This window comes from Sphingobium sp. CFD-2, assembly GCF_024611135.1.
In the GTDB taxonomy this organism is placed as follows: Bacteria; Pseudomonadota; Alphaproteobacteria; order Sphingomonadales; family Sphingomonadaceae; genus Sphingobium; species Sphingobium fuliginis.
In genome coordinates this window covers 2,390,964-2,404,010 of sequence record NZ_CP084405.1, presented here as the reverse complement: position 1 = coordinate 2,404,010, position 13,047 = coordinate 2,390,964, and the positions used below count along the sequence as shown (strand labels likewise).

The following is a 13,047-nucleotide window of genomic DNA, read 5'->3' as shown; positions in this document are numbered from 1 at the left end:
AAACTCCTGTCAGTATGATGGGGTCAACGCGTGGTCGCGGAATCCCAGACGAGGTTCAGGGAATCGACGCCGTTGACGGAACCGGAATGGGTGACGGACGGCCGTTCAGGGTCGAGCCGGAAGTCGGGAAGGGCCTTCAGCCATTCCTCCAGAAACACCTGTATTTCGGCGCGGGCCAGGGGGCTTCCGACACATTTGTGCGGGCCATTGCCGAAGGTGTTGTGCACAGGATCGCGATCGAAATCGATGTCCATCGGCCGATCATACAAGCGGTCGTCCATGCTCGACATCGAGATCGGCACCATCACCATCTCGTCTTTCCTGAAGACGGCATCCTTGTAGTTGAAGTCCTGCAGGATCAGGCGGCCGGTGTTCGACAGGCCAAAGCGACGCAGGAACTCTTCCGTTGCCTTGGGGACGATCTCCGGCTCGTCGATCAGGCGTCGGCGCTGCTGCGGATTTTGCGCAAGGTAACGGGTGATGAAGGACAACATGTTGGCGACGGTGTCGAGGCCACCGAAGAAGACCAGGACCGCCATGCCGATGACTTCATATTCGCCCTGGAAGCGGGCATTGTTCCGCCAGCCCGCGATCTTGCTGAGCAGATCGTCGCCGGAATTGGCGGCGCGCTCGTCCAGAACTTGCTGGAGATAGGCGACAACCTTTTCCTGCGCGCCCAGCTTTACCCTGGAATCCGTCGCGTTCATGAAGGTGACGCCCCATTCGACAAACCGCTCACGCTGGTCCAGCGGCAGGTCAACGATGCCAAGGAACATCGTCACCGGCATCACGCGCGCGAAATCATTGACGAACTCGCATCGGCCCTTCGGCTTGATCTGTTCGATCAGACTGCGGGTCAGGACCACGGCATCCTCCCGCATCCGGCTCACCCGGCTGGGCGTGAAGAAGGGGTTGAGAATGGCGCGATAGCGGGCATGCAACGGTGGGTCGACGGTCAGCGGCGGCATGCGGACGGGGGACGACCCGCGCGGTATCGTGAACACCTCATGGCTGAATATCTCGAAATGCTCCTGCACGAACTTGATGTCTTCGCCGCGCGTGACGATCCAATGTCCTCCGTTGCAGGGCGTCCAGACAATGTCCGGGCCGTCATGCAGCCTTTTCCAGGCAGTGTAGACGTCCCCTTCCTCAATGCCCGACGGATGCAGATAATCGAAATCGAACACCAGTTCGGGCGGCACATGATTTGGCACGGCCACCCGGTTGTAGAGCGCCTGATGCTGCGCATAGATGTCGACCGCGTCATTGTCGGCCATCCTTATTTCCCTTCAGTTATGGGGCACGTCGTCATAGATCGACGTCGCCGCCCCGGTCAGATAGACATATTCGCTGTAAACCCCGGTGTCGGCCCGCGTGTCGGCGTAGATATAGTTGAGCTGGCCATCCATGACGGCGCCGCGCATCGGTGTCGCCAGGCCTGCTTCGTCGATGCGTCGGTTGACCTCGTCCCAGGCAGCCGCATCGGCCAGGCGAAAGCCGTGATGATGCAGGCGAACCGCGGACGGCTCGTCGGGCACATAGGCTTCATAGATTTCGGGCGCGCCCTGCCGGATCTGGATGATTTCCAGCATGGTGGACCCCACCCATGCATGCGCCGCGTCCATGAATGGCGAAGAGGCCTTGCGGCGAAAGCGCCTTATGCCGAACCGCCTCGCCAGCGCGTCGGTGGCCTGATCCAGATTGCGGGCGACAAAGCCCATCTGATAGAAGCCGTCGAAGAGCGTGGCCATCCGATCGGCCGTCATGCGATCTGGAAGCCGCCATCTACGACGATCGTCTGGCCGTTGATGTAGCGGCCGGCGGCGGACGCCAGAAGCAGCGCCACCGGCGCGACATCTTCAGGCGTGCCATAGCCCATGGGAAACCGCTCCGGCCTCACGCCCGGCCCCTTGGGAGGCATGGGGCAGCCTTCGGGGAAGGGGTCCGAGGGGATCGCACCCACCAGAATGGCGTTAGAGGCAATCCCGTCGTCTGCGCAATCCAGCGCGAATTGCCGGGTGAGGGCGTTCATCCCGGCGCGGGAAGAGCCATAGGCATAATTGCCATGCAGCACCGGATGAACCGATCCGATGGTCGACAGGTTGACAAGACGACCGCCCCGGCCATGCCTCCGCATCGTTCGCACCGCCTGCCGCATGAGCAGGAACGCGCCGCGAACGTTGGTTGCATGCACGCGGTCCCATTCGTCCATCGTCAGATCGTCGAGCGGCCAGGGGCCGGTCACAATGGCGCCGTTCACCAATATGTCGAGTTCCGGCACGCCGTCGAACAACGTCTCGACGCTCTCCTCCGTCAGTTCCGGTTCCTGCGCATGGGTGACGGCCGCTCCCGCTGATCCGAACAGGGACGCAATGGCATGGGGCACCTTGCCGGCGCCGACCACCAGCGCATTCTTGCCCGACAGTCCGAATAATGAATTGAGCACCGGCGCATTCCTCTCGCTGTTCTTGGGCTTCGTGCCGCTCTCCCGTGCAATATAAGAAACATGTCTTATTGCAAGCGGCCTACAGAACGAAAGGCCCGGCCTGCCAATTCCATCATCCATATGATGGCTGTGATCTACGCACGGCCCCGGCGCATTTGCGCGCCGTTGCATTATGACGGCGTTGGGCGGATAGCGGAGCCACTGATCGCTGTAGAGAGAAAGAGTGGCTCCCATCATGGATGATCTTCCTGCCCAGTCGTTCAAGGGCACGGCGCTGGCCATCATAGAGGCGGCGGAAAGGCTGTTCGGAGAGCATGGGATAGAGAATGTATCGCTGCGCCAGGTCCGCCTGGAAGCCAATGCCGCCAACAACTCCGCGGTCAGTTATCATTTCAATGACCGCGAAAAGCTGGTTCGCGCGATATGGGCCCATCGCCTGCCGACACTGGATGCGCGACGGCGGCAGATGCTGGACGCCATCCATGCCGAAGGGCGGGAGCGTGATCCAGCCTCCGTACTCGGCGCGCTCGTCCTGCCCAACTACGAACTGCGCGATGCGCAGGGGGTGCATCGCTACGCATCCTTCTTTCGCCATGCGATCCGCTGGAGGGAAGGCACCGAGATCCGCAACGCCCAGCTTTACTCGACACCTGCCAGCGGCGAAGCCATGGAGCTCTATTTCGCCCTGCAGCCCGATGTGCCGCGCGACCTGATGAGCTATCGCCTGCGGCACGGCTCCTGCACCTTTTTCGACATGATTTTCGAACGGGACAAGAATTTGTCCGAAGGGCTGGAAGTCATGCCCGAAGCGGAATTTCTGGCCGAAGGCATCGAAATGCTGCGGGCCATGTGCCTCAGACCAGCACCGGGAAGTTAAGACGGTATCTGTAGCACAGGAACCGTCTCCTCCCCGCCTTTGCGAGTCATGGATCGCATAGGCGATCATTTCCGTGCGGATTGGCGCTCTGGCCTTCTCCCTTCTAAGAGACATGTCTCATCTTAAGTCATATGTCTTAGGCATGGCCGTGAAAATGGGAGAAGATATGCGGAGAGGGAAAATTTATCTGGCCGGGATTTCGCTACCTGGCTTGCTGATGGGCCTGGCCGTGCCGGCAGTGGCACAAGATGGCGTCGCGGAAATCATCGTCACCGCCCAGAAGCGGGCCGAAAATCTTCAGGACGTGCCGATTGCGGTCAGCGCCTATTCGAGCGAGGCCCTTGAAGCCCGCGGCGCGACCGGTCTCACCGCCCTGTTTCAGTCGCCGCCACCCGGCGTCGTCATGCAGCCTTTCGCGGGGAGCCAGAGCCTGCTGATCGTCGACATGCGCGGCGTCACCAACAGCGATCCCGGACAGGGCACGGTGGAGCTGGGCACTGCGGTCTATATTGACGACGTTTATCTGGGCCGTGCTCAGGGCATGGGCGCCGAACTGGTCGATCCGGAGCGGATCGAGGTGCTGCGCGGCCCGCAAGGTACGCTGTTCGGCCGCAATGCCGAAGGCGGAGCCATCCGCATCGTGACCAAGAAGCCGACCGGCATATTGGGCGGCGACGGCAAGGTGACAATCGGCAATTTCGATCAGCGTCGCTATGAAGCCCACCTCAACCTTCCGGAATTTGCCGGTTTCTCGATCAAGCTGGATTATCTCAACTCCAGCCATGATGGATGGACGAAGAACGGCCCGCGGGTCGCCCGCATCGCGCGGCAAGATGATTTCGGCGCGTTCGATGGCGAAGGCTATCGCGCCAGCGTGCGGTGGAAGCCGACGTCCGCCATCACCGTCGACTATGCCTATGATCACAGCGTGACGAAGGACACGCGCGATTACAATGTGCTGGTCCGGCCCCCGCTGATCGACGCAAATGGCCGCACGGTGTTGCCGCTCGCCACTCTCACGGGCGCGCGGCCGCTGACGGACAGGCTGGACCGCCGTACCGACACGGCATGGACATCCCTTTACAATGCGCCTTTCCGCACCGAGGCATCGGGTCATACGCTGCAAGCGGGTTGGGAACTGAACGACGCCCTGACGCTGCGGTCGATCACCGCGTTCCGGAAAACAAGCGAGGAAGGGGCTAACCAACTTGGCGGCGCGTTCAACCTGACCAAATTTCCTGTCGCCCGACCCGCCAGCATTCTGTTTCCCCGGCTTGGCGGGACCAGCCTGGGCATTGATCCCACGACCCCGATCTGGGGCATTTCGGGTGTAACCTCCTACAACAAGGTCAAGCAGAAGCAGGAAAGTCAAGAATTCCAGCTCGTCGGCAGCCTGCCCGATCTCGAATTCGTCATTGGCGCCTATTATTTCCATGAGCGGGTGCAGGATACCCGCCAGACCCTGCTGAGCATCATCTACACAGATCGCGCATTCACGCAGGCGCTGGGCGTCAACCCATTCGCCGTGGGGAGCGCGGGTGCGGGACTTAATTCGCAAGAGGCGGAGTCCACATCCTATGCGGGCTTCGCCCAGGCGACCTGGTCGCCGGCGTTCGCAGACAACCGGCTGCACCTGACGGGCGGCCTGCGCTACACGAATGACGAGAAAAAGTTCGAGCGCACCATGTTCAACGGCGCACCGACAGCCACAATCGGCGCGCCGTTCCGTGAAAAGCGCTGGGATCCGGCGTTCACCATCGCCTATGACGTAACGGACGCCATCAACGTCTATGCCCGCTACGCCCAGGCCTATCGCGCCGGCGGCGTGTCGGTGCGGTCCCCTTCCTTCAAGCCCTTTGGCGCCGAAGTGAACAAGTCCTTTGAAATCGGGGTGAAAAGCGACCTGATCGAGCGCCGTCTGCGCGTCAATGCAGCGCTGTTTGAAAATCGCATCCACAACCGGCAGATCACCAGCCAGCTCGACCCCGCGGGCGATCCGGCCATCACCGATACGCTGAATGCGCCCGGCGTCACGCGGATTCGCGGGGCGGAGTTGGAAATCATTGCCGCTCCCACCGCTGGGCTTCAGGTCTCCGCGACCTATGCCTATCTGCATGACAAGCGCCCTGAAAGCTATTTCACCATAGACCCCCTGGCCGACGTGCGGATACAGAGCCTGCCGAAACATGCGGTCACCGTGGCGATCGATTACAGCGTTCCGGTCGGGATCGGCGATCTTGCCTTCCATGGCGACTATGCCATGGCCAGCGATACGTCGGGAACAGGCCGGGTCGCGTTCGGCGCCTATGCCTATGACATCCGCCGCGACGTGGCCAATGCGCGCATGGCGTTGCAGAATGTCGAGGTCGGACCGGCAAGGTGGAGGCTGGCGCTGTTCGCGAAGAATCTCTTCGACACCGCCTATCCGGTATTTACCGCGCCGGGCGCGAATGCGATCCTTTCGCCGCCCAGAACCTACGGCGTCGAACTGGGCGCCAGCTTCTGAAGTGATCCATCAGGAGCGCGGCATCTTCGGGTGCCGCGCTCCTTCCATTGCGGAACAGTGCCATGACGACCGCCGCTCAGGAATGGAAAAAACACTGGCCGACGCTCGCCGCCGCCTCCGTGGGCGTCGCAACCGGCTTTTCCATGCTGCAATTCAACGCCAGCATCTTCATACAGCCCTGGCAGGATAATTTTGGATGGTCGCGCGGGGAAATCGCCGCCGCGCACAACGGAATGATCCTGACCGCGATCCTCTCGCCTTTTGCCGGAACGCTGCTCGACCGCCATGGTGTGCGCCGTCCGCTGCTGGCTGCGATGACGCTGACCGGTCTGGCCTATCTGGCGATGACACGGCTTGGCGGATCGCTGGTCCAGTTCTACGCGACCTATCTCGCCCTGCAGGTCATCGGCATCTTCACCACCGGCCTTGCCTTCACCCGCGTGGTTGCCGCGCGCTTCGTCAAGTCGCGGGGCCTGGCATTGGCATGCACGCGGGTGGGCATATCCATATTGGGCATTTTCCTGCCCGCCACGCTGCACGCGCTTGTCGCACGCGAAGGATGGCAGGCGGGTTTCTACCTGCTCGCAGGCATTGTGCTGCTGGTCGGCCTCCCGGTCTGCTGGTTCGGTATCCGGGATGCGGAGCGGTCGGATTCAACGGAATGGAAGCCGCAAGCCCGCCCGGCGCAAGGGGAAAGCTATATGGGATTGTTGCGGCGCGAGCCCCGCGTCCTGCTCCTTTGCTTGTGTGCGGGTTTCGGCTATGCGCCGTTGTCGACCTTGCTCAGCCAGTTTCAGCCGCTGCTGACGGCGCTCGACATCTCGCCGGCCGACGCGGCCATGTTGACGGGCGTGCTTGCGGGTTCGGTGTTGATCGGAACCCTGATTTCGGGAACGTTGATAGACCGGATCTGGGCACCTGCGGTCGCATGTCTTTTCAGCCTCGGCCCCATATTGGGCTGCATCCTCATGTTGCAGGGTTCCTTGACATTCCCCATGGCCTTGACCGCCGCCGTGCTGATTGGCGCGGCGCAGGGCGCGGAGATCGACATCGTCGCCTATATGGCCGCGCGCTATTTCGGCATGCGGCATTATTCCGCCATTTATGGCAGCACGATTACCGTCATGACGCTGATGGCGGTGGCGGGGCAGGTCGGCATCGGTTTCCTGTACGACCGTTTCGGCAACTATCAGGTTGCGCTGATCGCTGTGATCAGCGGGCTGGTCGCTTCCATATTGCTCTACCTGCTGATGGGCCGTTACCCCCAGCAGGTAGAGGCCAAGCCGGATCGGTCCGCAAGAACGGCCGGGGGAGAAGCTGCCGCCTGATCGTTCCCCGCCGCTGTCGCAAGTCGATCAGCGCCCCGGCGGGATACCGCCATCAAGGGAATACGGATTGCTTGAGGCAGCGCCAGATGCGTCGATACCATGGGTAGGCAACAGAGCGATTGTTCCGCCGCTTGGCCGAAACTGTCGACAACGAAGATGGGAACAAACATTTCCAGCGCGGTCGAGCGTCAACTATTATCTTCTCGCAACGAACAATCCGTCTCTCGATGGAATGATTATTCGATGATTTGAAGGTGCTAGACGAAAGGTAATGGCGCGTGACGGCATAGCGGACGGAATGGACCCGCCGCCCCGCCGATCGCGTCACGAAAAGACCGGCGCCGTGCCGGCATGTTTGCGAGAGGAAGCATGGCCTGTCCGCGCCTGTTCGATCCGTTCCGGATCGGCAATCTGACGCTCAAGAATCGCATCGCCATGGCCGCGATCGAAACGCATCAGGACGAACCCGACGGCGGCGTGATGCTGCATGGCGCCCATGGCGATGCGATCCAGCAATGCCTTCCCCCGCTGATGAACCATCGCGACGATATATGGGGCGGCGATTTCGAACGGCGGCTGCGCCTTCCCGCCGCCAGCAGCGTACCGCTGGACCGTAATCGCAGCGCCGCCGCCCCGCCATCACCAGCGATTACAAGGTTGGACATTATCTCGCCCCCGCGCTCGACCGCGACCGCCATGTCGAGCGGCTGGTGGACTGACGGACGATGAAGGCCGCCGTCCTGCGCGCGGCCGGTGCGCCGCTGTCGGTCGAGGACGTGATGCTGGGAGACGTCGGCCCGCGCGAGGTCCGCATCGCCAATCGCGCGGTCGGCGTGTGCCATTCCGACCTGCATTTCGCGGAAGGCCATGTCCCCCATCCGCTGCCCACCATATTGGGGCATGAGGCGGCAGGCGTCGTGCTGGCGGTCGGCAGTGAGGTTCGTTCGGTCCGGCCTGGCGATCATGTCGTGGCCTGCCTGTCCGCCTTTTGCGGCCATTGCGGCGACTGCGTCACCGGACGCCTATCGCTATGCGGCACGGGGGAAACGCGGCGCAGGGACGATGCGCCGCCCCGGCTGACGATCGGCGGCGAAACCATCCATCAATTCGTCAACCTCTCTGCCTTCGCGCAGGAGATGCTGGTGCATGAAAATGCCTGCGTCGCCATATCGCCCGACATGCCGTTCGACCGAGCGGCTCTGCTGGGCTGCGCGGTCGTCACCGGCGTGGGCGCGGCCATCAACAGCGCAGGCATCCGGCCGGGGCAGAGCGTAGCCGTGATCGGCTGCGGCGGCGTCGGCCTGTCGGCGATCAACGGTGCGGCGATCGCGGGCGCGGGGCGCATCATCGCGATCGATCGCCAGCCCGCCAAGCTGGACCTGGCCCGCCGCTTCGGCGCGACCGACTGCGCGGAGGCAGGCCGCGATGTGGCGGACAGCATCGTTGAGATGACAGGCGGCGGCGTGGATCATGCGATCGAGGCGATCGGCCTCAAGGCAACGGTAGAAAGCGCCTTTGCCATGCTGCGCCCGGGCGGGACCGCAACGGTCGCGGGCATGATGCCGCCAGGGGTGAAGGTGGAGGTCGATGGTTTCTCCCTTCTCGCCGAGCGACGCTTGCAGGGGTCCAACATGGGGTCGAACCATTTTCCCGTCGACATACCGCGCTATGTCGATTTCTACATGAGCGGTCGACTCAATCTCGACGATCTGGTCGCGGCCCATATCGAACTGGACGCGATCGACAATGCCTTCGCCGCGCTGCGCGGCGGCGCAGCGGCCCGCTCCGTGGTGATGTTCGCATGAGCGCGCAGGTCCATCCCAGCATCTGCCGTCTGTGCACGGCCTATTGCCCGATCCAGGTGACGGTGGAAGACGGCCGGGCGACGAAGGTGACCGGCAATCCCCGCGCCCCACTTTATGGCGGCTATAGCTGTCCCAAGGGGCGCGCCTTGCCCGAACAGCATTATGGCGACCAGCGGCTGCTCCACAGCCTCAAGCGCGGGCCGGATGGGGGCTTCGCGTCCATTCCGTCCGAAACGGCGATGGACGAGATCGCTGCGAAGCTGGACGCGATCATCGCCGAACACGGTCCCCGCTCGGTGGCGATGTATGTCGGCATGGGCCTCGTCCCCTTTGTCGCGTCGACCGGCGTGGCCGCCGGCTGGCTGCGTGGCATCGGATCGCCGATGTTCTTCACCGCAGGCTCGATCGACAAGCCCGGCATCCTCATCGCGCTCGCCCATCACGGCATGTGGCAGGCGGGCCAGCCGCAGTTCGACACCGCCGACGCCTGGCTGCTGGTCGGCATCAATCCCGTCATCAGCAAGTCGCCCGGCTTCCCGGGGCAGAATCCCGGCCGCATGCTCAAGGACATGGAAAAGGCGCAGGCGAAACTGATCGTCATCGACCCGCGCGTCACTGAAACCGCCAGGCGCGCCCATATCCATATGCAGCCGCGCCCCGGTGAGGACATCGCCATCCTCGCCGCGATGATTCATGTCATCCTGGCGGAAGGGCTGGAGGACAAGGATTTCGTCGCCGCCAACACGCAGGGAGTGGAGGCGCTGCGTGCGGCGGTCGCCCCCTTCACGCCCGATTATGCCGCCGATCGGGCCGGCGTCTCGGCCGATCACCTGCTGGAGGCCGCGCGCATCTTCGCCGGCGCGCGCAATGCCGGGGTCAGCTGCGGCACGGGCCCCAGCTTCGCCACCCATTCCACCCTGACCGAATATCTCGCGCTCTGCCTCGCCAGCCTGTGCGGCCACTGGGCGCGGGCGGGCGATAAGCTGGCCAAGCCCAACGTCCTGCTGCCCGGTTATGAAGCGCGCGCCCAGCCCTGGCCGCCCTTTCAGGGCTGGGGGTTCGAACCACGCCTGCGCGTGCGCGGGCTGGGCGGCTGCGCCAGCGGCCTTTCGGCAGCCGCGCTCGCGGACGAGATCCTGCTGGACGGGCCGGGTCAGGTGAAGGCTCTGATCGTGGCCGGTGGCAATCCGATGATGGCCTGGCCCGACCAGAACCGCGCCTTCGCCGCCCTCAACACCCTCGATCTGCTCGTCACGATGGACACGGAAATGACAGCGACGGCAGAGCTGTCCCATTATGTCATTGCGCCCAAGTTGACGCTGGAAACGCCGATGACGACCTATATGCCCGAAAGCGTCAAATATTACGGCACCACGCGCGGCTTTCCGCAGCCTTATGCGGCCTACACGCCTGCGCTGGTGCCGCCGCCGCCGGGCAGCGACGTGATCGAGGACTGGGAACTCTTCTGGGGCCTGGCCCAGCGCATGGGCACGATGATCGACGTCACCATGCGCTATGGCAATGGCCCGCAGGCCGAAGCGCCGCCGATGACCTTCACGCTCGATCCCGCCGGGGCCAAGCCCACCGCCGACCGGCTGATCGAACTGTCCTGCCAGGGATCGCGCATTCCCCTCGACCGGGTGAAGCAATATCCCGATGGCCATGTCTTCGAAAGCGACCAGCGCGTGCTGCCGCGCGCGCCGGACAATGACGACCGGCTGGAGCTTGGCGCCCCGCCGATGCTGGAGGAGCTGGAACAGGTGCTGGCCGAGGATAATCGCGCGGTCGAGGCGGACTATCCGTTCCGCCTGCTACCCCGGCGCACCAACAACATCCTCAACAGCTTCGGCCGCCGCATCGGCAAGCTCGCCGGCGATGGCGTCAACCCTGCCTATATGCACCCTGATGATCTTGCCCGCCTGGCGATCGCCGAAGGGGAATGCGTCACGATCCGCTCTCCCCATGGCGAAATCCGGGGCATCGTCGCGGCCGAGGCGGCGCTGCGCCCGGGCATGGTGTCGATGGCGCATGGTTTCGGCGCCAATCCGGGATCGGATGATCCACGCCGCACCGGCGGCAATACCGGCCGGCTGATCTCGGTCGAGGATGGCTATGATCCCGTCACCGGCCTGCCACGCATGGGCAGTATCCCCGTGTGCGTCGAACGGTTGCCGGCGGCGGAATAGTTTCCCCGGGGCTGTCGGTCTTTCCGCGCCGGGCGGCCGGAAAGGCCACGCCCGAACGCGCGGTTCGACGCTGAGATCCGCATCAGCATGGATGGATCGTTCCTGACAGATTAGGCGTCTCTTGCCCAGGCGACGGCGTCGGCGCCGGCCGGCAGCACTGCCGGGCACTCTGGATCGGTCGCCGCGCGATAGACAGCGTCCGCCACATCCTGTCCGACCGTGACCGGACCGTTGGCGGCCTCCATGAGCGCGGCCAGCGTCTGCTGTGCATAATCGGCATAGGCCGCGGGGAAGCCGCCATCTTTCATCACCTGGCCTCGCGCCGTGTCGCCAAAGCTGGTCGAAGGCGCCATGCCGGGCATGACGATCCGCACCCTGATGCCGAACGGCGCAAGTTCGTGCGCGGCGGACTCGGTGAGCGCATTCATGGCCGCCTTGCTGGCGCGATAGACCGAGAGCAGCGGCAAAGGCTTGTAGAGCGAACTGGAGCTGACGTTCACGATCACGCCCGCGCGCCGCGCCCGCATTCCCGGCAACACCGCCTGCATCATCGCGATCGCGCCGAACAGGTTGGTCTCGAAGATGGCGCGCACCGTTTCCAGGGGGGTGCCCTCTACGGCATTGAGCCAGCCCACCCCGGCATTGTTCACCAGCACGTCGATCGGCCCCGCCTCCGCGACCGCCGCGGCGATGCTGCCCATATCCGTGACGTCGAGCGGCAATATGCGCAACCGGTCGGAGGCGGGCAGGGTGCTGGCTGCGGGATCGCGCATAGTGGCGACGACATTCCAGCCCTGGTTCAGGAAATGGAGGGCGGTGTCACGGCCGAAGCCGGTCGAACAGCCGGTGATGAGGACAGTGTTCATCGTGAAGCTCCTTGCGGGCGATCATTGGAGCATTATAGATATGAACGATCCTTCAGTTTCGGTATTCGCATATGAACCGCCCACCGCCAGCCTTGCTGAAACCTCGCAAAGCGCCGCAACAGGCGCGCTCCGCCGTGACTATCGAGGCGATTCACGTCGCGACCATTCAGGTTTTGCTCGCGGGCGGCGTGGGGCGGCTCACCACCACCCGTGTGGCGGCGCGCGCCGGCGTCTCCGTGGGGACGATGTACCAATATTATCCGCACAAGCAGGCGCTGCTCTTCGCCCTCGTTCAGCGGCAGTTCGACCTGATCGATACGGCGATGCGGGATGCGGCGGCGCGGCTGGCGGGATCGGACCTTGGGACGGTCGCGCACGGGGTGGCCACGGCATGGCTGGACGCGAAGATGGCTGACATGGTCGCCTCCCGCGCCATCTATGGCATCGCCGCCGAGTTCGACCTGTCGGAAATGATGAGCCAGGCGGCGCAACGCATGACGCAGGTGATCGATACGCTGCTCGCCAATGCCCCGGATGCGCGGTTCGCCGACCGATCTTCTGCCGCCTTCATGCTCGCGGCCCTTCTGGGCGGCTCGGTGCGGGTCGTCATGGAGGCTGAGCCATCCGAAGAGAATTTCGCCCGGCTGCGCTGTGAATTGCCCCGAGCTTGCCACGCCTATCTCGTGACCGCCAGTCAGGGCGCCTTGGCATAGACATGCCGGTCATGAAGATCCGACAGGGGCGCTAAACGACCGATCTGGGGTCGATGACCGAACTGGCAGGGCGCCCAAGACGCTTTACCTGCTGGTACTGCCATGTTCATATTGGAACTTTCATCCGTTTCGGGCGGCGGGTCGTGGCGTCATCCACTCATTCGCTTGCAGCCGGCGGCGTGATGCTGCCTTCACGTTCGCCACAGGGTGAGCATCATGACCGTTATGAGGGCGCTTGGCTGAAGCGGTGCGTCCGAATTCAGGGGCCCGCCAAAGACCGGTTGCGCATCATCACTCTTCCCCGGATGGATGGAGGTTCA

The 13,047-nt window shown here is 63.6% G+C and carries 11 protein-coding genes; 7 read left to right on the top strand and 4 right to left on the bottom strand.

Going from position 1 to position 13,047, the window contains the following annotated elements:
• Positions 1-23: 23 nt before the first annotated feature.
• The 3 genes from LDB29_RS11855 to LDB29_RS11845 are packed head-to-tail and all read right to left on the bottom strand — an operon-like array spanning position 24 to position 2,446.
• Positions 24-1,277, bottom strand: coding sequence for a cytochrome P450 (locus LDB29_RS11855; RefSeq protein ID WP_099186017.1), 1,254 nt, complete (start codon positions 1,275-1,277; stop codon positions 24-26).
• Between the two features lie 12 nt (positions 1,278-1,289).
• Entirely contained in the window at positions 1,290-1,766 is a 477-nt protein-coding gene (locus LDB29_RS11850) for a hypothetical protein (protein WP_099186016.1), read from the bottom strand.
• The gene (locus LDB29_RS11845; protein ID WP_025547718.1) at positions 1,763-2,446 is read right to left on the bottom strand and encodes an SDR family NAD(P)-dependent oxidoreductase; all 684 of its coding nucleotides are present in this window, start codon (positions 2,444-2,446) and stop codon (positions 1,763-1,765) included. Before LDB29_RS11845 ends, LDB29_RS11850 begins: the two co-directional genes overlap by 4 nt.
• Positions 2,447-2,681: 235 nt before the next feature.
• Here LDB29_RS11845 and LDB29_RS11840 point away from each other — a divergent pair, with 235 nt between their 5' ends.
• The 6 genes from LDB29_RS11840 to LDB29_RS11815 all read left to right on the top strand — a co-directional run bounded on the left by LDB29_RS11840 (position 2,682) and on the right by LDB29_RS11815 (position 11,148).
• Positions 2,682-3,323, top strand: a complete 642-nt coding sequence (locus LDB29_RS11840) for a helix-turn-helix domain-containing protein (RefSeq protein ID WP_025547717.1) — start codon at positions 2,682-2,684, stop codon at positions 3,321-3,323.
• Positions 3,324-3,489: 166 nt separating this feature from the next.
• On the top strand, positions 3,490-5,829 hold the full coding sequence (locus LDB29_RS11835; protein WP_158230035.1) for a TonB-dependent receptor: 2,340 nt from the start codon (positions 3,490-3,492) through the stop codon (positions 5,827-5,829).
• Between the two features lie 62 nt (positions 5,830-5,891).
• Positions 5,892-7,157: an MFS transporter gene (locus LDB29_RS11830; protein ID WP_099186013.1), complete on the top strand. Its 1,266-nt coding sequence runs from the start codon at positions 5,892-5,894 to the stop codon at positions 7,155-7,157.
• Positions 7,158-7,526: 369 nt separating this feature from the next.
• Positions 7,527-7,886, top strand: coding sequence for a hypothetical protein (locus LDB29_RS11825; RefSeq protein ID WP_040261746.1), 360 nt, complete (start codon positions 7,527-7,529; stop codon positions 7,884-7,886).
• Complete coding sequence (locus LDB29_RS11820; RefSeq protein WP_025550019.1) at positions 7,883-8,962, top strand: Zn-dependent alcohol dehydrogenase; 1,080 nt, start codon at positions 7,883-7,885, stop codon at positions 8,960-8,962. The genes LDB29_RS11825 and LDB29_RS11820 overlap by 4 nt, the downstream gene beginning before the upstream one ends.
• The gene (locus tag LDB29_RS11815) at positions 8,959-11,148 is read left to right on the top strand and encodes a molybdopterin-dependent oxidoreductase (protein ID WP_193666643.1); all 2,190 of its coding nucleotides are present in this window, start codon (positions 8,959-8,961) and stop codon (positions 11,146-11,148) included. Before LDB29_RS11820 ends, LDB29_RS11815 begins: the two co-directional genes overlap by 4 nt.
• 110 nt (positions 11,149-11,258) lie before the next feature.
• Here LDB29_RS11815 and LDB29_RS11810 read toward each other — a convergent pair whose 3' ends face one another.
• The gene (locus tag LDB29_RS11810; RefSeq protein ID WP_025550020.1) at positions 11,259-12,014 is read right to left on the bottom strand and encodes an SDR family oxidoreductase; all 756 of its coding nucleotides are present in this window, start codon (positions 12,012-12,014) and stop codon (positions 11,259-11,261) included.
• Between the two features lie 134 nt (positions 12,015-12,148).
• On the opposite strand from LDB29_RS11810, the gene LDB29_RS11805 reads away from it, so the two are divergent.
• On the top strand, positions 12,149-12,727 hold the full coding sequence (locus LDB29_RS11805) for a TetR/AcrR family transcriptional regulator (RefSeq protein WP_052816731.1): 579 nt from the start codon (positions 12,149-12,151) through the stop codon (positions 12,725-12,727).
• Positions 12,728-13,047: the final 320 nt, after the last annotated feature.

What these genes read in the sequence shown, in the direction of transcription:
- LDB29_RS11830 (WP_099186013.1), top strand. Translation starts at nt 5,892, where the DNA reads ATGACGACCGCCGCTCAGGAATGGAAAAAACACTGGCCGACGCTCGCC.
- LDB29_RS11815 (WP_193666643.1), top strand. Translation starts at nt 8,959, where the DNA reads ATGAGCGCGCAGGTCCATCCCAGCATCTGCCGTCTGTGCACGGCCTAT.
- LDB29_RS11825 (WP_040261746.1), top strand. Translation starts at nt 7,527, where the DNA reads ATGGCCTGTCCGCGCCTGTTCGATCCGTTCCGGATCGGCAATCTGACG.
- LDB29_RS11855 (WP_099186017.1), bottom strand. Translation starts at nt 1,277, where the DNA reads ATGGCCGACAATGACGCGGTCGACATCTATGCGCAGCATCAGGCGCTC.
- LDB29_RS11850 (WP_099186016.1), bottom strand. Translation starts at nt 1,766, where the DNA reads ATGACGGCCGATCGGATGGCCACGCTCTTCGACGGCTTCTATCAGATG.
- LDB29_RS11820 (WP_025550019.1), top strand. Translation starts at nt 7,883, where the DNA reads ATGAAGGCCGCCGTCCTGCGCGCGGCCGGTGCGCCGCTGTCGGTCGAG.
- LDB29_RS11840 (WP_025547717.1), top strand. Translation starts at nt 2,682, where the DNA reads ATGGATGATCTTCCTGCCCAGTCGTTCAAGGGCACGGCGCTGGCCATC.
- LDB29_RS11835 (WP_158230035.1), top strand. Translation starts at nt 3,490, where the DNA reads ATGCGGAGAGGGAAAATTTATCTGGCCGGGATTTCGCTACCTGGCTTG.
- LDB29_RS11810 (WP_025550020.1), bottom strand. Translation starts at nt 12,014, where the DNA reads ATGAACACTGTCCTCATCACCGGCTGTTCGACCGGCTTCGGCCGTGAC.